The organism is Idiomarina sp. A28L, assembly GCF_000218785.1.
Taxonomy (GTDB): domain Bacteria; phylum Pseudomonadota; class Gammaproteobacteria; order Enterobacterales; family Alteromonadaceae; genus Aliidiomarina.
Genome location: NZ_AFPO01000013.1, coordinates 34,262 through 54,315 on the forward strand (window position 1 = coordinate 34,262; position 20,054 = coordinate 54,315).

Consider the following 20,054-nt stretch of genomic DNA (forward strand, 5'->3'; position numbering starts at 1 on the left):
ACCCTAGCTTATTTGGAGCACCCGCAATTATGTGGTTTAAAAACTTGCGCGTTTATCAGTTTACGCAACCGTTCACTTGGTCGGAAGAGGCTGAAAAGCAGCTCGAAGAACGGCGTTTTACGCCTTGCTCACGGCAAGAGCCAGCAAGTTTTGGTTGGGTTCCCCCAGTTGGCGAAGATGATGGGCCACTATTACATCGAGTGGGTGATAATCTTCTTTTTTGTGCAAAAAAAGAAGAGAAAGTGATGCCCGCTAGCGCTGTAAATGCTGAGTTGGAAACTATTCGCGAACAATTTCAGCAAGAGAACGCTCGGCCAATGCCGAGAAAAGAGCAACAAGCAATGAAAGAAGAAATCATTCATCGCATGTTGCCACAAGCGCTTAGCCGTTTTGCCGCAACTTGGGCTATGATTGATTTAACCAATCAACGATTAATGGTTGATACTTCAAGTGCAAGCCGCGCTGAAGATTTAACAGCATTGTTGCGCAGTTGTTTGGGCTCATTGCCTATTAAGCCTTGGGGCGCAGAGCAAACTGCTGAAGTGTTTTTTACCGAATGGTTAAAACAGAAATCAGCGCCGGCTCCATTCGAGCTTGGCCTTGAAGCAGAACTTCGAAGCTTTGGCGAAGATGAATCCATTGTGCGGTTCAAACAGCATGATTTAACCACCGATGAAGTAAGCCTGCATTTGCAGCATGGCAAACTAGCAACACAAGTTGCGCTAGAATGGGATGAGCGTTTAAGCTTCTTGCTAACCGACGATTACGCGGTAAAACGAATTCGCTTTAGTGATGTATTAAAAGAACAGCGCGATGACCTAAACCCAGAGAGCCGCGCTGAACAACTTGATGTTGATTTTACCCTGATGAGCGGCGAACTGAACCAATTAATTATAGAATTGAACCGCATTTTTGCGGTTTCCGATAAAGCTAGCACGGAGTTGTCAACGAATGAATCCTGAGTGGGATCAGCTCGAACTTGATTCGGCCTTAGTGAATACCTTATTGGACGCGGGTTTAATGAAACCCACCAAAATCCAACAAGAAGTTATTCCATTAGCGCTTGATGCGCGCGATGTACTTGCTGCATCTCCCACTGGCACCGGTAAAACGCTCGCGTTTTTACTGCCTGCTATTCAACATTTGCTTGATTATCCACGCCGTACACCGGGCTCAGCCCGTGTTTTGGTGTTAGCACCAACACGCGAATTAGCGGAGCAAATCGGCCGCCAATCAGAAATGCTTTGTGCCGCGGTAGGGTTAACTACATTAACAGTTACCGGCGGCGTGAACTTTGGTAGCCACACCGGCGCGTTCAAAGAAAATTTAGATATCATAATCGCCACACCAGGCCGCTTATTAGATTACTTGGGCGATGAAAAATTTAGTGCCGAAGAACTCGAAATATTAGTGCTTGATGAAGCAGATCGCATGCTCGATATGGGGTTCCGCCAGCCAGTGGAACAAATTATCAATGAAGCGGCAAACTTGCGCCAACGCTTGTTGTTTTCTGCTACCGCTGATCACCACACACTTGCCACCTTTAGTAAGCAAGTGTTGGCAAAACCAGAGTTTATCAATGTTGAACCACCACGCCGCGAAAAAGGCAAAATTCATCAGTGGGTTCACATCGCCGATGATGTAGAACACAAACAAGCCCTAATTAAACATTTATTGGGTGAATTCAACGGCCGTGTGTTGGTGTTTGTACGTAAACGCGAACGTGCTCATGAGTTAGCTGAAGTATTACAGCGTATGGGCTATGGTGCCGTAGCTATGGAAGGTGGTTTACCTCAAGATGAACGGCAGAAACGCTTAAAATCATTCTCAGATGTGCGCCAACGTATTCTTGTTGCAACCGATGTAGCCGCTCGTGGTTTAGATATTCCTGATGTGGAATTGGTAGTGAACTTCGATTTACCACGCAAAGGCGATACTTTTTTACACCGCATAGGCCGAACTGGCCGCGCTGGTAAAACCGGTACCGCAATTGCTTTGGTTGAAGCTCACGATGCAGAAAACCTTGGCCGCATTGAGCGCTATTTAAAAGAGAGATTAGAGCGCCGATTTGTACCTGAACTACGGCCGAAATTTAAGTTTCCAGAACCGCACAAGAAATCAAAAGCGAAGAAAAAGAAGAAAGGCGCTAAAACTGATAAAGCGGGTACTAAAAAATCAACCAAGCAAAAAGGTGCTCGGCCAAATTTAAGTACAGTGAAAGGGAAAGTAGAACCAATCAAAAAACGCAGCTCATAGGCTGCGTTTTTTACTTTTCTTGTAAACCGCTCGCGCTAAATAAAAGCCGAGCACACCTACCATATCCGCAATTACATCCCAAATATCAGCACCACGCCCCGGCACATAATGCTGCACGATTTCAATGGTAACCGCGTAGATGAGCAATATAGGCAATGCTAACCATAAGCGCGGCCGAAACGCCAAATGCATGGTAATTGCTAAAACAAAAAATAAGCCAAAATGCACCACTTTATCTGCATGGGCAAAATTTGCTACTGATGGTGAAGGAGGTGTTTGCATTAGAAACAATGCCGAAACGACAACCACAACAATAATAAAAAGAATACGCCAAAACACGCGTTTATTAATCCTTATTCAAATTTGTTTGCTCATAAACACCCGTATGCACAAACCCTTGTTCTTTTAGATAGATTGCTTGCAAACGGCTCATCACCCCCTGCTGGCAATACATTAAGTAAGTAGTGTTCTTATCTAGTGTATCTTGTTTACGGGCAATTCGGAAAAAGGGAATGTGTAACACTTTGTGTTTTGCCAATTTTAAAGGTGCCAACTCTTCTTCGTCATCGGTACGAATATCAATTATAACCGCATTATCTGGAATACTATCTTGATATATCGCTGGCCCGGCAACCGGATTTACTCGAATTTCACGAATATCTACCGCTACGCTATTCGCAACTACCTGATTAATTAAGCTATCTGGCAGAACGCTTTGCTCGGTTGCGAGAATTAATTCTGGATTTACTCTAACCGAAGGTTGCTGAGAAATCACACCGCAACACTCAGGCACCACGGCCGATAAATGCTCTACGCCAATTTTTCTTGCTTGATCAACAATATCTTGTTTATCGCTAACAATAAGCGGCCGCAATATAAGCGCATCGGTTGCGCTATCAATAACCCGCAAATTACTCAGAGTTTGGCTGGCCACCTGCCCAACCGCTTCGCCGGTAACTAAGGCGTGCGCTTTTACTAGTTGGGCAACTTGGCCCGCAGCTCGCATCATCGCTCGTTTTAACATAACGCCCATAGTGCCGGGATCAGCGTGTTCAAGAATGCGTTCTACAACTTCTGAGAAATCTACCGTTACAAACTTCACCGCGTGGGTTCGTGAGTATTTTTCCCAAAGGAAGTAAGCGATTTCTCGCACCGCAGCTTCGTGCGCATCAGCGCCTAAATTAAAAAAGCAAAAATGCGTTCGTGCGCCGCGACGAATCATTTGGTAGCTGGCCACCGCGGAATCGAAGCCACCGGACATCAATGAAAGTACAGTTTCCTGAGTAGGCAAAGGAAACCCACCAAGCCCAGGGAAGCGATGCTCAACCAAGGAAACCACATCATCGATAACATGCAGCACAACTTCTTCTTGCGGGTTCTTCAGAGCTACATCGGTGCCGGGAACCCGCGCTCTAATTCCGCCGCCGATGTAACGCGCTAAATCAATTGAAGAAAACTCATGATTACCTTTGCGTTTTACCCGCACAGCAAAAGTTTTATTCTGCAAACGCTGAGTTTGGCTGGCGAGAATCCATTCGAGCAGAGTTGCAAACTCAGTTAATGGATGCTCGGAAACCTGTTCAAAGTATGCGATACCCGGGGTTTGCTGAAGAAATTGAATTATTTTTGCAGTAACTTCCGCACCTGCTGAATGATAAATATCAATGCGATCCCAGCGGCTATTTACCCGAACCGAACTATCTAACGGTTTCATGAGCGTGCGTAGATTACCGGTTAAAACTTTTAAATGGCGCTGACGCACCGAACGGCTCTTGATCGTAATCTCAGCATGTAAACGTACAATAAACTTCATGAAACCCTCAAACTTATATTCATTACGTGCGCTGTCGCTTTGATAACGCCGTGGCTTTGACTTACAAACGCCGTGGTTTTTACTTGCAGAAAAACAGCTGGCGATTATAGCCGATCTGGCCATTCGCAACCAGAATCATTCAAGATCAGCGATTTCCGCTGCAAAAGCGGTGCCGATTCAATCCTAGCTGTGGTATTTTAACGATATTAAAAGCAACCTCGGAAACGCACCTATGAGTACTAAAGAGAACACCGAAGCATTGGGGTTCGAGCAAGCCATGGAAGAGCTAGAAACAATCGTGAGCGCGCTTGAAGAAGGTGAATTACCCTTAGAAGAATCGCTAAAGCAATTTGAACGTGCTGTATTTTTGTCGCGAGTTAGCCAACAAAAGCTGCAACAAGCCGAACAAAAAGTGCAAATTTTACTTCAGCAAAATGGCACAGAAAGCCTAGAACCGTTCGCTGATTTAAATACACCAACCAGCGAGTAATCGCAGTTTTCTATCGCTTATTGAAAGGCTTAAAAAATAATGTCTGCTGAAGGTCTATTATCTGAGCGTCTCACCTATTATCGCCAACGCCATGTGAGCTACTTGGAGCAAATTATTGCTCAGCAAGCGCCTGCAGAAAATCTTCGAGCAGCCATGGCTTATTCCGTTCTTTTGGGTGGTAAACGAGTGCGGCCATTCTTGGTTTATGCCACCGGCGAAATGCTCGGTGTAAAAGAAACCGTTCTTGATGCGCCAGCAGCAGCCATTGAATGCATACATGCCTATTCACTGGTTCACGATGATTTACCAGCTATGGATAACGATGCCTTACGGCGTGGTAAAAACACCTGCCACATTGAATTTGATGAAGCCACGGCTATTTTGGCAGGTGATGCCCTGCAGAGCTTAGCATTTGAATTATTAGCAAAACCGCAGCAGGCGATATCGGCAAACCAGCAGGTGGCAATGCTAGCAACTTTGGCCAGTGCCGCTGGGTTACAAGGAATGTGTGGCGGCCAGGCTTTAGATATTGCAGCCACAGGTAAACAAGTTAGCCCCACTAACCTTGAGCAGATTCATCAATTGAAAACCGGTGCTTTATTGCGCGCTTCAGTTCGCCTTGGTGCCCTTAGTGCAAACGATATTGATGAGAAAACTCTAGTATTGCTAGATAAGTTTGCTGAAGCAATTGGCCTCGCGTTTCAAGTGAAAGACGATATTCTTGATGTTACTGGCAATACAAAAACCTTAGGAAAAACCCAAGGCGCTGATGCTGCGTTGGAAAAATCAACGTACCCTGCTTTACTGGGCCTTACAGGTTCAAACGAATTACTGCAGAACTTACACGAAAAAGCGCTACACGCGCTTTCGTTGATCCCGTACAATAGTTATATGTTAGAGCAATTCACTGAATATTTGGTAACACGAGACCGGTAGTATATATGACGCAAGCAAAAAACAATCCTTTTCCATTGTTGCACCTAATTGATTCTCCAGCAGATTTGCGCGGATTACCGAAGCAAAAGCTAAATCAGGTGAGCGATGAGTTGCGTCAGTTCTTACTCAGTTCTGTAAGTAAAAGCAGCGGCCATTTAGCCAGCGGGTTGGGCACTGTAGAGCTGACCGTTGCGCTGCATTATGTATTCAAAACACCCTTCGATCATATTGTTTGGGATGTTGGCCACCAAGCCTACCCGCATAAAATACTTACCGGCAGGCGTGACCGGCTGCACACAATTCGCCAAAAAGACGGCTTACACCCATTCCCTTGGCGTGAAGAAAGTGAATATGATGTGCTCTCGGTTGGCCATTCGAGTACTTCAATTAGCGCCGCGTTAGGCCTCGCTATCGCCGCTGAAAGAGAAGGTGAGAATCGCAAAACAGTTGCCATCATCGGCGATGGTGCGCTTACTGCCGGTATGGCTTTTGAAGCTATGAACCATGCAGGTGATGTTGCCCCTGATATGCTGGTGATTCTGAATGATAACGATATGTCGATTTCAGAAAACGTAGGCGCTCTTAACAACCATTTTGCCCGATTACTATCAGGTAAAGTGTATACCTCGTTGCGTGAAGGCAGTAAGCAGCTACTTAGTGCATTACCTAGCATGCGCGAATTAGTAAGTAGAGCCGAAGAGCACGTTAAAGGCATGGTTACCCCAGGCACTATTTTTGAAGAGTTAGGGTTTAACTATATCGGCCCAATCGATGGCCATGATGTTGATGCACTGGTTGATACATTAAGCAACATGCGCACTTTGAAAGGCCCGCAGTTACTGCATGTTGTTACCCGTAAAGGCAAAGGCTATGGGCCTGCTGAAAAAGACCCTATCGGCTATCACGGGGTTCCAAAATTTGATCCAAGCATTGATTCGCTGCCAGCAAAAGCCCCGAGTATTCCTTCCTATTCAGCTGTATTTGGCGAGTGGCTGTGTGAAGTTGCGCAAGGTGATAATAAACTTATGGCAATTACCCCAGCTATGCGAGAAGGCTCTGGTATGGTTGAGTTTGCCCGCCGTTTCCCGAAGCAGTATTTTGATGTAGCCATTGCTGAGCAGCACGCAGTAACCTTTGCCTCGGGTTTGGCAATCGCCGGTATGAAGCCAGTAGTAGCAATCTATTCAACCTTCTTACAGCGGGCATACGATCAACTTATCCACGATGTAGCACTACAGAATCTTGATGTGCTCTTTGCAATCGATCGTGCCGGCATAGTTGGTGCTGATGGCCCAACCCACCAAGGCGCCTTCGATTTAAGCTTTATGCGCTGTATTCCAAACCTAATTATTATGACCCCAAGCGACGAAAATGAATGCCGCCTAATGCTTTCTACAGGCTACTTACACCAGGGTCCTGCCGCGGTTCGATACCCACGAGGAAATGGCACTGGGGTTGATTATAGCCCTCTAGAAGCGCTTACCATTGGCAAGAGCCGCACAGTACGTAGCGGTAAGAAAATTGCTATCCTAAACTTCGGCACTTTGCTTGGCGAAGCGGTTTTAGCCGCTGAAAAGCTAGATGCCACCGTAATTGATATGCGCTTTGTAAAACCGCTCGATATTGAAGCTGTGCTAGCTGCGGCTGAGCAACACGATATTTTAGTAACCTTAGAAGAGAACGCGGTAAGTGGTGGTGCCGGTAGCGCTGTAAGTGAGGCGTTAGCTGCAGCTCGCGTTAATCAAAGCGTTTTACACCTAGGCCTGCCTGATAGCTTTATTAAACATGGCAGCCAAGACGAAATCAGAGCTGAACTTTTGTTAGATGCAGAAGGGATTGAAGCACAAATAAAAGCCCGAATATAATTCGGGCTTTATACTATTTAAACCGTTAACTTTGCCAACCGAAAGTCAATCGCTCTTAGATTGGTAACCACCCGAGCGTTAATGCAATGTGCATTAACACTAGTGTGAAAAATCCTGCTAATACATCATCAATCATGATTCCGAAGCCACCATCAACGTGCTTATCTAACCAACGAATTGGCCACGGCTTTAAAATATCAAAGATACGGAAAAGTACGAACGCCAATAACAACGCTTGCCAACTAACCGGTATAGCAATCATAGCAATCATGTAACCCGCAATCTCATCCCAAACAATGTGTGATGAATCATGCTCACCCATTGCTTTTGCTGTGGCTCCACAAAGATAAATACCAATAATAGTAACAAAAGCTACCACGCCAATGTATGCGGCGGTATCCAACGAAGCAAACAACCACACCAATACAATGGCCGGCAAAGTTCCGAAAGTGCCCGGAGCTTTAGGTACTAACCCTGAACCAAATCCAAACGATAAGAAATGGATAGGCTGCTTAACTAGTTCACGTTTACTTTGTTTTCTTGCCATAGAGCGAGCCCCTTAAATTACTTAACAAACACTATTCATCGTTAGCGAAATGGCTGTAACTGTGTAGATCAATAACACGTTGCTGATTTTTTTCATAGAAGCGCAGTTCACGATGGCCATCGATAATACCAATACAGGTTACTTTTACACCTGCTTGCAAAGCCAAGGTTTCCAAACCACCACAACGGCTTTCCGGAATAGTGAAACACAATTCATAATCATCGCCACCGGCAATTTGATATTTCCAGCCCTCAGGCCCAGCTATACTGCCGGCGAAAGCTTTCGAATGTGGCAATGCATCTAATTGAATACGTGCTCCCACTTTCGATGCCACTAAAATATGCTTTAAATCACCCAATAAACCATCTGATAAATCGATAGCGGCGGTTGCTTGGTTTCTAAGTAATTGGCCTAAGCCAACTCGAGGTGTGGGGTAGAACAAGCGCTTTTCTAGTTCAGCGCGTAGATTATCAGGAATATCTACTCGCCCCTGCTGTGCGGCTAGAGCAAGTGCTGCATCACCAAGAGTGCCGCTGACATAGATACGATCGCCAGGCTGTGCCCCACTTCGCTGTAAATAACGATGCGCCGGCACTATTCCTTGAGCAGTGAGTGTGAGCGTTAATGGCCCTTTGGTTACATCACCACCAATTAATGCGCAGCGGTAGTAATCGGCGGCCGCAAAAAAGCCGCGGCTAAATTCAGCAAGCCAAACTTCATCAATTTCAGGTAGCGAACAGCTCAGCGAGAGCCATGCTGGCTCTGCACCCATTGCCGCTAAATCGCTTAGGTTTACTGCTACTAATTTATGCCCGATAGCTGAGGCAGGTACTTTTTCATCAAAGTGAACGCCCGAAACCATGGTATCGGTGGTTACTGCTATACCACAATCAGCAGGTGGAATAACGATTGCAGCATCATCGCCAATACCCACAGCCACATCACGCCGACTTCGATTTTGCGAAGTAGCAGAAACAGCAGAGCCGGTATCATTACCGGCTCCCGGGGAACGTTGAAAATATTTCGCAATTAACGAAAATTCATCTGGCTGGATATTCATGTGCGTGGCTAAGTTATTGGCGAGTTGCGCGCAAAGTATCAATGGCTTTATCAAGCACACCGTTTACAAAGCGGTGGCTATCATCAGCACCAAAGGCTTTGGCTAACTCAATGGCCTCATTCATCACTACTTTGTAGGGTACATCTAAACGGAATTTCAATTCGTAACCCGCTACTCTGAGCACTGCGCGCTCGATTTGATCGAGGTCTACAAACGGACGATCTGTAAATGGTGCTAGCGCTTGATCTAAGTTTTGATGATTGCCAGCTACACCACGAACTAAATCGAGAAAGTAATCAACATCCACTTTACTCACATCATTCTCTGACAGGAACTCAGCTTCAATATCAGAAATACTATTTTCTGATAGCTGCCAAGAATACACCGCTTGAAGCGCTAAACGGCGTGCTTTACGACGAGCTGCAGGTTTCACTCTATTCTCCTTAAAGCTGTTCTAGTACGTTAATCATTTCTAACGCACTCAACGCCGCTTCCGAGCCTTTATTGCCATGCTTAACACCTGCACGGTCGATAGCTTGTTCGTCGGTATCCGTAGTGATCACACCAAATGCTACTGGAACACCAGTTTCTAGTGCTACTTGCGCTAAACCCGAATTTGCTTGGCCAGCCACTAAATCAAAATGTGGTGTGCCACCGCGGATTACCGCACCAATAGCAATTACGGCTGCGTATTTTCCGCTAGCTGCGGCTTTTTTTGCCGTTACCGGAAGCTCGTATGCACCAGGAACTTTTACAATAGTAATATGTTCAGGCTTAATTTGGCCGATGCGAACTAGGGTATCAACAGCGCCTTCCATCAGCTTTTCAACGATGAAACTATTAAAACGAGATACAACAATAACTACTTTTCTTCCGGGTGCCGCAACACCAGCTTCAATAACGTTCATGATCAATCCTTTCAACTCACCGAAGAGTTTGTTCGCACTATGCTGACCCTATTCAAACGAACAGGTAAAGCGTGTTTTCAATCAGGCGCGAAGAATAGCATATTTTACCGATAATCGGTAAACATACCCGCGCAGAATTAGGCATTTACTGAAGCTCAGGGTTCTTGCCAACGGCTTTATTGGTAAAGTTCTTAATGCGCGTTAACGCCGCTTCTGTATCGTCATCAACGTCCATGGGCGCGCTAATTAAAATTGAGCGCGTAGCAAAACAAAAAGCTACTGGTACCACGGGTACCTTTGCATTACTTGCCATGTGCAAAAAGCCTTTCTTCCATTCTGTTACTTTACTGCGGGTGCCTTCCGGAGCTATAACCACAACAAGCTGCTCACGCTGTTTAAACTGATCAACGATTTGCCCTACTATCCCTTGGGCGCTGCTGCGCTGCACTGGAATTCCACCAAGCCAAGTTAAAACGCCCTTCACGGGAAACACAAATATAGAATGTTTACCTAGAAACGACAAACGCAAACCAAGCGCTAGTTTTACGCAAAGGCCAACGAAGAAATCCCAATTCGAAGTATGCGGTGCTACCGGGATAATAGCCTTGGGAATATCAGGCATTTCGCCAATAATCTTCCAGCCTCCAAACACCTTAAGCCCTATACGGCCAACCCAACGGCTGAATCTGTTGCCGCGGGTGGGAAGTAATTGATAGGTTGATGGTTTGCGTATCACTGCTGCTGAAGCCTCTGCCGAATTTCACGAAGTTTTGATTTTACTAACGCGCGATTATCTGGGCCCATGCGCAGCATTTGCTTCTGCGCGGCCGCTAAGTTTTCTAATGCAGGATCAGCATAGGTGTACATTACTTGTTCATCGCTTAACGCTAAAAGGCCACGAGGTTCTGGCGTATCAAGTAAGATTGCAATGGCATCTAAAATACGGTCGTCGAAGTTTGCGCCCGGTTCTTTAATTTCACCAAAGGCTTCTTCAAACAAAGGTTGAAAGCGTCGATATTGAGAAACTAGAACATCGGCATCCATTTCATAGAACCAACTCACAATATCGTTATAACGTGTGTAACTACGCTCATCTACGTATATCTGGCCATCAATATGTTGGACAATAAAGCGCGATTGCGGGCCGCTAATCACCGCAGCTTCGCGAACAACATCACCGCGCGCAACATTATCTACGAACACCACAAATTTTCTCAGCATATTTTCAGCTTGCACTGGCTGGGTATTAATATCTTGCTCAGAAAGCTCTTGCAAAACCACATCGCTACCTTCATTTAACGAAGGTAGAGGCTCCGGTTCTGGTTCTGGTTCCGGTGCTGGAATAGGCTCAGGCTCAGCTAATGGTTCAGGCTCTGGCTCGGGCTCTGGAGCGGGTTCTGGAGCCGGCTCAGGCTCGGAAACTTGCTCAACAGGTTGCGGCATGGGTTCAGGTTCTGGCTCTCCATCACGAGTTAACCAAAGCGCAATGATAACGATAAGAATTACGGCGATAGCAACACCGATAATGCGCTGCTGTTTGCGTCTACTATCGTTGTGTTGGATATCTTCTTGCTGATCTTGCGTATCCATAACTACTCCTGTTGCAACCTAATCTGAACGAATGCCAATATGCTTAAGATAATTCATCTCTACGGAAAACAAGCTCTTTATCCGAATACATCGCTTCATCAAAGTAATACCCTGCCTCTGAGAATGACCGCAAATCTGCTAAAGAGTTCGGCTTCTTCTCGATAATATAACGAGCCATTAAACCACGAGCTTTCTTAGCATAGAAGCTGATTACCTTTAATTTGCCATTTTTTGTATCTTTAAATACTGGGGTAATCACTTTCGCTTTCAGTTTTTTGCTAACCACACATTTAAAGTATTCATTCGATGCCAAATTAATCAATACATCGGAATCAGTTTGTGCAATAGCCTCATTCAATTTGTCGGTGATACGTTCACCCCAGAAACTGTATAAATCTTTTCCACGTGGGTTATTCAGTTTCGTACCCATTTCCAAGCGGTAAGGCTGCATTAAATCTAGAGGTTTTAACACGCCATAGAGGCCTGAGAGAATTCGCATATGCTGTTGGCCATACTCCCAGTCTTCATTCGATAACGATGCAGCGTCGAGGCCAGTGTATACATCACCATTGAATGCAAATGCCGCTTGCTTTGCGTTATCTTGAGTAAATGGCGTTGCCCATTCAGTGAATCTAGCAGCATTTAAGCCTGCTAGCTTATCGCTGATACTCATCAAAGAACCTAATTCTTGGGGTGATAAGGTTTTGCAAACATCCACCAAAGCTGCTGCATCTTCGAGCATCTCTGGCTGACTAAAGTTATCAATTGGCGCTGGTGTTTCGTAATCTAAATTTTTAGCTGGGGAAACTACAAATAACATAACTCTCATACCTCGTTACATATTATGGCTAAAGGTTACCACAGGAAAAAGCAAAAAACCCCCAACACCTTGGGCATTGAGGGCTTTATCTAGGCTAGGAGCATCAACTATAGATAGTTATCTTGCTCCTCACCTTCTTTCTCAACTTCTGGCGGCATTAAATCGTCGCGTGAAATACCCATAGCTAATACTAACGTACTGCGAGTAAATACGGATGAATAAGTACCTACGATAACACCCATCGATAAAGCCACGGCAAAACCAAATATCATCTGGCCACCGAAGAACATGAGTACTAACAAAACTAAAAGTGTTGTCAGTGATGTTACTAACGTACGGCTCAGAGTTTGGCTTAACGATATATCGATAACTTCTTCCGGAGTATTTTTGCGAAGTTTTCGGAAGTTTTCCCGAATCCTATCGGCAACAACAATACTATCGTTTAGGGAGTAACCTATCACCGCCAGCAATGCAGCCAAGATGGTTAAATCTACCTGCATTTGTAGGAGCGAGAATACACCCAAGATTAAAATAACATCTTGTGCCAAACCGGCTACCGCACTGAGTGCTAAGCGCCACTCAAAGCGGAACGATACGTATACTAAGATACAGATAAGCGCCACGAGCATCGCCAACCCGCCAGCTTCAGCAAGTTCTTCACCTACTTGCGGGCCAACAAATTCAACGCGGCGAACATCAATGCCACCTTCGATGTTGCGTTGCAACACCGTTAGCAATTCGTTACCGATAGTATCCGATGCGGCTTCTTCACGTGGAGGAATACGCACTAATACATCGCGTTGTGTACCGTAGTTTTGCACTACCGCATCACCGAATTCGTTTGCTTCTAGCACAGTTCGCAATTCAGCTAAATCAGCTGGCTGCTCAAACCCTACTTCAACCAACGTACCGCCGGTGAAATCTAGGCCCCAGTTGAGTTTATTAACCGCTAATGAACCCAACGATAATAAAATTAACACCACACTCAGTATCGTTGTCCATTTATTAATGGACATAAATCGTAAGGGGTTATTCTCATCAATTTTCGTAATCTGAAACATGATTCGTTCCCCTTATATCGATAGCTTGGTGAGGCGTTTTTGGCGGCCCCAAACTAAGTTAATAACTGCACGAGTACCTGCGATTGCTGTAAACATCGAAGTAACGATACCGATAGCAAGAGTTACTGCGAAACCTTTGATTGACCCTGTACCAACTGCAAACAGAATTAGCGCGGTAATGAGCGTTGTAATGTTCGCATCGGCGATAGTTGAGAACGCATTCTCGTAACCACGCGCAATGGCTTGCTGCGGGCTTCGGCCTTCGAGCAATTCTTCGCGTATCCTCTCGAAGATAATAACGTTCGCATCAACAGCCATACCAACTGTGAGTACAATACCCGCCATACCTGGCATGGTTAGCGTAGCGCCAGGAACTAGCGACATAATGCCAACGATCATCACCAAGTTGGTTAAGAGTGCTAAATTCGCTACTAAACCGAATTTACGGTAATAAATACCCATAAATAGGAGAACTAGAATAAAGCCAGCAACGATAGCCGTTAAACCCGCTTTCACGTTTTCGGCACCAAGGCTTGGGCCTACTGTTCTCTCTTCAACGATTTGAATAGGCGCGATTAGTGCACCCGCACGAAGCAACAAGGCAAGGTTTTGCGCATCTTGCGCCGAGCCCACACCAGTAATCCGGAAGTTACTACCCAGCACTGCTTGAATCGTAGCTACACTCACTACTTCTTCAACGCGCTCGAACGCAATCCGGCCCTCGTCAGTTGTTTCACCTGTGGCGATAAATTCAATGAATACCGTTGCCATGGGCTCGCCAACATTGCCACGGGTAGCTTGTGTCATTAAACGGCCACCTGCGGAATCGAGCGAGATATTTACTTGCGGACGATTACTTTCATCGTAGCCTACACTTGCATCTACAATATGATCACCGGTAAGAATAATCTGATTTTGTAGCAGAACCTGCCCACCACCACGCATATCATACAAGCGGCTGCCAAACGGAACTCGCCCAGCCATCGCATCTTGCAAATCATTTTGCGTATCTTGGAAACGGAATTCTAGCGTAGCTGTTGCGCCTAAAATTTCTTTGGCTCGAGCCGTATCTTGAATGCCCGGCAATTCAACTACAATACGATCTTGCCCCTGCCGTTGAATTACCGGCTCAGCCACGCCAAGTTCATCTACCCGATTTCGTAAAATGGTTATGTTTTGGTCGATAGCATTGGCACGAGTATCTTGTAAGAACTGGTCGGTCATTTCCAAGGTAATGGTGTTTTGCGAAGCATCAGTTCGCAAATCATAGCCTTGGTATTGATTCCGCAACGAAGTTACTGCACTTTGGTAATCGTCGGCATTACGCAATTCAATAACAACATCATTACCCGATTCTTCAACCCGACGATAACGAACACGCTCATCGCGTAATCGATCCCGCACTGACGTAGCCATTTGATCGCGAATTTTCATTAACGCTTCTTCCATGTCCACTTCCATTAAGAAATGAACACCGCCTCTTAAATCAAGGCCAAGCTTTAATGGTTCACCACCAATAGCCGCTAACCAATCAGGTGTTGCCGGCGCCAAATTTAACGCCACAACATAATTGATGCCAAGTTCTGAAACGAGCATTTCTCGTGCCGCTAGCTGATCATCGTCCGAATCAACGCGTACTAGAATTTGCCCGCCTTCATACTCAACACCAATTGGCTGAATACCGCCGCGCTCAAGGGTACGCTCTACTTGTGAGAGCGTATCGAGGGTTACTTCGCCACTTCGGGTTGCAGAAATCTGTACGGCATAATCTTCACCGTAGATATTTGGTAATGCGTATAGGCCTGCGAATAGCACCACAAACAAAATTACCAGGTTCTTCCACAACGGATATCTGTTTAGCACAAGTCCGTCCTTACAAGATTGAATCGATTAAAGTGTTTTAATAGTGCCTTTTGGCAACACTGCCGCAACCGCACTTTTCTGCACAGTAACTTCAACGCCTTCAGTAAGGGCAATCACCATGAAATCGTTATCTTCAGCTACTTTAACGATTTTCCCGATTAAGCCGCCTTGTAAAAGCACTTCATCAGTTTTCGCTAGCGAAGTAACCAATGATTTATGCTCTTTTACACGTTTAGCTTGTGGGCGATAGATTAAGAAATAAAAGATCAAACCGAACAATAGCAACATGATTACTAATGAGAATGTGCCGCCTTGTTGGCCAGCTTCTTGGGCATAAGCGTTGGCAATTAGAAAATCCATAACTCTTCCTCTTTATATTTAGAATCAATACCTTAACTCGGTATTATTGATTTATAGGGCAAAATTAACGCTGTATTGTAACTGAACAGGCAAAGAAGCGAAACGTTCGCAACTCACAGATATCGTATCAATAGCGCTAGATATCGCATGCAAACGCAGAAAAACCACGATTTACATTAACTATGTTATTCATATGTGGCCGTTTTCGGGTAAAAACAACCTTTTGCCAAACAATTAATTGAATTGTTATACGCTGAACTGAGCTTTTGCTAAACTCTAGCCATTCAATTTCGCCACATTGCCAGCTTTCGGAGCCCGCTCAACATGGAATTATCCTTTTATATTGCAGATTTGATGGGAGTGGCTGTGTTTGCAATTGCGGGCACACTGCTAGCTTTTCGTAAACAGATGGATGGTTTTGGTGTAGTTGTACTTGCATCAGTAACAGCCATTGGTGGCGGTACTACCCGAGATTTAATTCTCGATGTTCCGGTATTCTGGCTGCACGATGCCACCTACTTTATTGTGATTGGCGCCGCAGCACTTGGCACTATTATTTGGCTACGTTTCAAAGCTTATATTCCGCTAAACAGGTTATTAATTGCCGATGCGCTCGGTATCGCGTTCTTCACGGTTTTAGGTACTGAAAAGGCATTGCAAGCCGGCGTTAGCCCAATGGTTGCTATTATTCTTGGTACGATGACAGCAGTGTTTGGCGGGCTGTTACGTGATGTAATGGCGCGCGATATTCCAATGGTGCTGAAAAGTGAACTTTATGCCACTACCTGTATTGCTGGGGCTATCGTGTTTGTGGCGCTTTATGATTTCAATCAAAGTATTGCCATGGTTGCGGCCATGCTTACCACGCTCATTTTGCGGTTCGGCGCTATTCGCTACCATTGGTCGCTTACCGTGTTTAAAGAGCACCGTTAATAAAAGCGGCGCTTGTGCGCCGCTCTTCTCAAACTCTGAAAATTAGTTACCGCCTAGTCTACCTCGAAGCGAATCACGCAAGCGATCTTTCAAGATATCGCCTAATTCTAAATCATCAGGTTCAACAGAGAACAAATCATTTAACGTTGCATTTTGTTCGCGAGCACCGGCTAATGTGCCCAAGAGCTCTTGCAAACGCGGATCCCAAGTGGCAGTAGCTGCGCTCACGCGCGCTTCGAGGTCGCGGCGAAGCTCACCAAGTTTTGCATCGGCTTCCGCTGTTAATGCCGCCGTTAAACCTCGTTGAAGTTGCCGGTCAAGATCAGAGCGAATGCTCAGACCAGGAGCGCGCATATTACCGGAAACACCTACATTTAAATCAAACGCCGTAATGCCTGCAAGCACATCACCTAAGATTTCAGCCCAACGCGCATCACCCTGCATTTGCAGGGCCACATCTTGCAAGCGAACTAGGCCACTACCACTTATTTGGCCCGCTTCAACCCCAACCTCACCCTGGGAATTCAAAACCGCACTGAGCAAACGAGCAACCACGTCATTTTGGGCAAATAAACGTTGTTCTGTTAAGTTAACACCCTGCACCTGCCAACTTTGACTACCCGCAAAACCAGCTAAATCACTTAGCGTAAAACGCCCATCAAGTGCTAGTGATTGCCAATATTGCGAGGCGGAAGCGGCCAGCGAGTATGTTGAAGGCGTTCCGCCGATACGATCGTGCTGCCAAGTTAAATTTTGCCATTCAACACCAATATGCGTGTTAGCAAACTGAATATCTGTTAGCGCTTGTTCAATTAAAAATACTGGGCGCTGCTGGCGATCGAAATCAATGTAACGGCCTTCCCAACGGCTTGGCTTAGTTTCATCATCTTCAGAACGGGTTAACATTGGCCCGATAAAATCAAATGCCATAAACGCATAATGGCTCCATTGTTCAACAACAGGGCCAAACAAGATTCCACTCACTTCAGTTAAACTATCAGGGTTTAACGTAAGCAAGGAGCGAACGCGGGCAATATCTTGCCCTGGAGCTGCCCGGAGTTCAGTTAAATCGGTACGCATAACGGCAACCGCTTGCTCCGAAACCGATACAAATGCTCGAACCGCATCACGATCGGCTCGCATATCGCTGCGTAATGCTTCTAAATCTCTTCGCAACCGGGCCAACTCTTCAAGCGTACGTGGTCGCGTTTCCGTAATTACTTCCAAGCGCTCTTTATATTCATCAAGCGTATCGCTTTCGGGTAAGTTTTCACGAGCGCTTTCAACTGCTGTACGCTGCTGTTTAAAGTTTTCTTGTACTCTTTCCACCAGCATGGGCGTGCGTATTTCACTGCGTTGTAAAATTTGATCTATCGAAGGAATATCGATGTTTAAATCAGCAAAGGTTTGTCGCCAATCGCGTAGTTCACGCTCAGCGATATAATCAGCGCGCACTTTGCCCGGTTGCTTGCGGGCAACGCCCATAGCAATGCCTGTCATGCGCAAATCAGTGATATGAATTCGGCCAATTACTGCATCCCAAAAATACAATTCAGCAGCTGCAGTATCTGCTTGTAGCCGATTCTGTTTCGGTTGTTCGGGGTCGGTAAATTGAATCTCTTCCATGCTCACAGCAAATGGTTGCCAGTTAATTTGTAGTTGCGCAATATTAACTTCCGCACCGTTTGCTCTGGTTAACCCATACTCCAAGCCTGATTTCACCAATGGGCCAGCGAATGTACGAATAGTTAGTGCTAACAAACCAACCACAACTACAAAGGTAATCAACCCCGGCCAGCGAATAATGTTTTTCATAGTGAGCCTCCTCGTAAACCGCTAATCCGTTGGTACACCACGAAAAACTTTGTGCCCTTTATAACTTGCACAAAGCGCAAACGTTCGAACCAAGCTTTCACGCGACCACGATAAGCTACGATGAGGTAATAACTAATAAATAACCAAGGTATTGCGAACAATAGCGCGAACACCACACTACCCATCGTTATGGTGTGATTGTATTGCAGTAAACGCGCCAGCGGGTTTTCGTATAACCCAATCCAAAAGCCCTGCAAGGCCTCGGCTTGCAAAATACTCTCGCCTAAATAATCAAATAGAGGGTCGATTATATATGCGATACCCGAGAAAATAATAAACGCAACAATAAAGCCAGTAAGGTTAATGCGTAACGAAAGCGCCAAAAAGAGAATCAGTATATTGTGCAAGCTAAATAAAGGCGTGAGCCCGAGAAACATTCCTAGCACAAATGCCCAAGCAAGCGCCCAAGGGCTTGTTTCCGCATTCAATGCCTTCAATAACTTTGCTAATAACGTAATCATTCATGTGCTCCTTTTGATACGCTTTGCGCCACTAACGTTATAGCTTAGCACCCAGTTCCTTGGCTAGCTCAGCTGTTTGCGCACTTTTTGCAGAATTGCCTGCATGCCAGCCGTGTAAGTTCTCTTGTAATAATGAAGTGAGCGCCTGAATATGCTGCTCATCGGCATTTAAACATGGAATATACTCAAATCGTTCACCGCCGCTTTCCATGAAGTATTCACGGTTTTCCTCACCAATTTCTTCAATTGTTTCCAAACAATCGGAAGAGAAACCCGGGCATACCACTTGCAGTGATTTCACTCCTTGTTCAGGCAGTGCTTTCAAGGTCATATCGGTATAGGGCTGCAACCACTCTTCACGGCCAAAACGAGATTGAAAGGTGGTCATGAATTCATTTTTATTCAGCCCTAGGTTCTCTGCCACTAAACGCGTGGTTTTATGGCATTCGCAGTGGTAAGGGTCGCCGCGATCAAGATATTTTTTCGGCACCCCATGATAAGAAAATACCAGCTTATCCGCTCGCCCATTAGTATCCCAGTGCGCACGAATTTTATCGGCCACGGCTTGAATATAAGCCGGATAATCATGGTAATGGCTAATAAAGCGTAGATCAGGGAGCCAACGGCGAATCGTAAAATCGTGGCTGATAGCATCAAATGTAGAGGCACTAGTTGAGGCCGAGTATTGCGGGTATAGCGGCAACACAACTAACTTACGCACCCCTTGTTCTAGCAACTTATCAATGGCGCTATGAATCGAAGGGTTGCCGTAACGCATGCCAAATTCAACAACAACATCGTTACCATAAATTTCTTCTAATTCAGCACGCACGCCATCGGTTTGTGCTTGCGTGTTAAACAACAACGGTGAACCTTCCTCAGTCCAAACCGTGCTGTACGCTTCTGCTGAACGGCGCGGCCGAATGCGTAAAATAACGCCATGTAAAATTACTTTCCAGAGCAAGCGCGGAACCTCTACTACACGCGGATCGGAAAGGAATTCAGCTAAATATTTTCGTAGTGCTTTTGGCGTTGCAGCATCTGGTGTGCCAAGATTAGTAAGTAGCACGCCAATTTTTGGAACCTGACCATGGCTGAAGTTCTTAGAGCCTTGAAATTTCATCTAAAATATTCCTTATAAAGCGCTTGCTAATAACGCAGTTTTCAGCGATAAATCGCCCCGACAAACGCGGCGTTTGTTAACTCAGTACAAGGT

The 20,054-nt window shown here is 45.6% G+C and carries 21 protein-coding genes; 6 read left to right on the forward strand and 15 right to left on the reverse strand.

Annotation, left to right across the window (positions count from 1 at the left end; all coding sequences use genetic code 11):
- Positions 1-29: 29 nt before the first annotated feature.
- Both rdgC and srmB read left to right on the forward strand, forming a co-directional pair.
- Positions 30-962 carry a recombination-associated protein RdgC gene (gene rdgC / locus A28LD_RS06065; protein WP_007420193.1) on the forward strand — a complete coding sequence of 311 codons (933 nt, stop codon included), beginning with the start codon at positions 30-32 and terminating at the stop codon, positions 960-962.
- Positions 952-2,256 carry an ATP-dependent RNA helicase SrmB gene (gene srmB, locus A28LD_RS06070; RefSeq protein WP_007420194.1) on the forward strand — a complete coding sequence of 435 codons (1,305 nt, stop codon included), beginning with the start codon at positions 952-954 and terminating at the stop codon, positions 2,254-2,256. Before rdgC ends, srmB begins: the two co-directional genes overlap by 11 nt.
- Here the strand turns inward: srmB and A28LD_RS06075 are convergent.
- Together A28LD_RS06075 and thiI are read right to left on the reverse strand one after the other, a co-directional pair.
- Positions 2,251-2,595, reverse strand: a complete 345-nt coding sequence (locus A28LD_RS06075) for a VanZ family protein (RefSeq protein WP_007420195.1) — start codon at positions 2,593-2,595, stop codon at positions 2,251-2,253. The two genes, srmB and A28LD_RS06075, sit on opposite strands and share 6 nt — an antisense overlap.
- A gap of 7 nt (positions 2,596-2,602) precedes the next feature.
- Positions 2,603-4,069 (reverse strand): tRNA uracil 4-sulfurtransferase ThiI, encoded by a 1,467-nt coding sequence (thiI, locus tag A28LD_RS06080; RefSeq protein WP_007420196.1) that lies wholly within the window; start codon positions 4,067-4,069, stop codon positions 2,603-2,605.
- A gap of 232 nt (positions 4,070-4,301) precedes the next feature.
- Between thiI and xseB the strand changes: the two genes are divergently transcribed.
- From xseB to dxs, 3 genes are read left to right on the forward strand one after another with little or no spacing between them, the layout of a single operon-like run.
- Positions 4,302-4,559 carry an exodeoxyribonuclease VII small subunit gene (xseB, locus tag A28LD_RS06085; RefSeq protein WP_007420197.1) on the forward strand — a complete coding sequence of 86 codons (258 nt, stop codon included), beginning with the start codon at positions 4,302-4,304 and terminating at the stop codon, positions 4,557-4,559.
- 39 nt (positions 4,560-4,598) lie between these two features.
- The gene (gene ispA, locus A28LD_RS06090; RefSeq protein WP_007420198.1) at positions 4,599-5,495 is read left to right on the forward strand and encodes a (2E,6E)-farnesyl diphosphate synthase; all 897 of its coding nucleotides are present in this window, start codon (positions 4,599-4,601) and stop codon (positions 5,493-5,495) included.
- A 5-nt stretch (positions 5,496-5,500) separates the two neighbouring features.
- Positions 5,501-7,360, forward strand: a complete 1,860-nt coding sequence (gene dxs, locus A28LD_RS06095) for a 1-deoxy-D-xylulose-5-phosphate synthase (RefSeq protein ID WP_007420199.1) — start codon at positions 5,501-5,503, stop codon at positions 7,358-7,360.
- A gap of 55 nt (positions 7,361-7,415) precedes the next feature.
- Here the strand turns inward: dxs and A28LD_RS06100 are convergent, their stop codons facing one another.
- The 10 genes from A28LD_RS06100 to yajC form a co-directional block, all read right to left on the reverse strand.
- Positions 7,416-7,907, reverse strand: coding sequence for a phosphatidylglycerophosphatase A family protein (locus A28LD_RS06100; protein ID WP_007420200.1), 492 nt, complete (start codon positions 7,905-7,907; stop codon positions 7,416-7,418).
- Between the two features lie 31 nt (positions 7,908-7,938).
- Positions 7,939-8,967, reverse strand: coding sequence for a thiamine-phosphate kinase (gene thiL, locus A28LD_RS06105; RefSeq protein WP_007420201.1), 1,029 nt, complete (start codon positions 8,965-8,967; stop codon positions 7,939-7,941).
- A 13-nt stretch (positions 8,968-8,980) separates the two neighbouring features.
- Positions 8,981-9,400, reverse strand: coding sequence for a transcription antitermination factor NusB (gene nusB / locus A28LD_RS06110; protein WP_007420202.1), 420 nt, complete (start codon positions 9,398-9,400; stop codon positions 8,981-8,983).
- A gap of 10 nt (positions 9,401-9,410) precedes the next feature.
- Positions 9,411-9,875 carry a 6,7-dimethyl-8-ribityllumazine synthase gene (gene ribH / locus A28LD_RS06115; RefSeq protein WP_007420203.1) on the reverse strand — a complete coding sequence of 155 codons (465 nt, stop codon included), beginning with the start codon at positions 9,873-9,875 and terminating at the stop codon, positions 9,411-9,413.
- 145 nt (positions 9,876-10,020) lie between these two features.
- Positions 10,021-10,611: a 1-acyl-sn-glycerol-3-phosphate acyltransferase gene (locus A28LD_RS06120; protein WP_007420204.1), complete on the reverse strand. Its 591-nt coding sequence runs from the start codon at positions 10,609-10,611 to the stop codon at positions 10,021-10,023.
- Positions 10,608-11,465, reverse strand: a complete 858-nt coding sequence (locus A28LD_RS06125) for a DUF3014 domain-containing protein (protein WP_007420205.1) — start codon at positions 11,463-11,465, stop codon at positions 10,608-10,610. The genes A28LD_RS06120 and A28LD_RS06125 overlap by 4 nt, the downstream gene beginning before the upstream one ends.
- A gap of 43 nt (positions 11,466-11,508) precedes the next feature.
- The gene (yaaA, locus tag A28LD_RS06130; RefSeq protein ID WP_007420206.1) at positions 11,509-12,285 is read right to left on the reverse strand and encodes a peroxide stress protein YaaA; all 777 of its coding nucleotides are present in this window, start codon (positions 12,283-12,285) and stop codon (positions 11,509-11,511) included.
- A gap of 107 nt (positions 12,286-12,392) precedes the next feature.
- Positions 12,393-13,346 (reverse strand): protein translocase subunit SecF, encoded by a 954-nt coding sequence (gene secF, locus A28LD_RS06135; RefSeq protein ID WP_007420207.1) that lies wholly within the window; start codon positions 13,344-13,346, stop codon positions 12,393-12,395.
- Between the two features lie 12 nt (positions 13,347-13,358).
- On the reverse strand, positions 13,359-15,209 hold the full coding sequence (gene secD / locus A28LD_RS06140) for a protein translocase subunit SecD (protein ID WP_007420208.1): 1,851 nt from the start codon (positions 15,207-15,209) through the stop codon (positions 13,359-13,361).
- Between the two features lie 27 nt (positions 15,210-15,236).
- Positions 15,237-15,569 carry a preprotein translocase subunit YajC gene (yajC, locus tag A28LD_RS06145; RefSeq protein ID WP_007420209.1) on the reverse strand — a complete coding sequence of 111 codons (333 nt, stop codon included), beginning with the start codon at positions 15,567-15,569 and terminating at the stop codon, positions 15,237-15,239.
- Between the two features lie 324 nt (positions 15,570-15,893).
- On the opposite strand from yajC, the gene A28LD_RS06150 reads away from it, so the two are divergent.
- Positions 15,894-16,502: a trimeric intracellular cation channel family protein gene (locus tag A28LD_RS06150; RefSeq protein WP_007420210.1), complete on the forward strand. Its 609-nt coding sequence runs from the start codon at positions 15,894-15,896 to the stop codon at positions 16,500-16,502.
- 42 nt (positions 16,503-16,544) lie between these two features.
- Here A28LD_RS06150 and A28LD_RS06155 read toward each other — a convergent pair whose 3' ends face one another.
- Genes A28LD_RS06155 through hemH form a run of 3 tightly spaced genes read right to left on the reverse strand, consistent with a single transcriptional unit; the run spans position 16,545 to position 19,961 of the window.
- Positions 16,545-18,317, reverse strand: coding sequence for a TIGR03545 family protein (locus A28LD_RS06155; RefSeq protein WP_007420211.1), 1,773 nt, complete (start codon positions 18,315-18,317; stop codon positions 16,545-16,547).
- On the reverse strand, positions 18,314-18,838 hold the full coding sequence (locus A28LD_RS06160) for a TIGR03546 family protein (RefSeq protein ID WP_007420212.1): 525 nt from the start codon (positions 18,836-18,838) through the stop codon (positions 18,314-18,316). Before A28LD_RS06160 ends, A28LD_RS06155 begins: the two co-directional genes overlap by 4 nt.
- Before the next feature lie 37 nt (positions 18,839-18,875).
- Positions 18,876-19,961: a ferrochelatase gene (gene hemH, locus A28LD_RS06165; RefSeq protein WP_007420213.1), complete on the reverse strand. Its 1,086-nt coding sequence runs from the start codon at positions 19,959-19,961 to the stop codon at positions 18,876-18,878.
- Positions 19,962-20,054 lie beyond the last annotated feature (93 nt).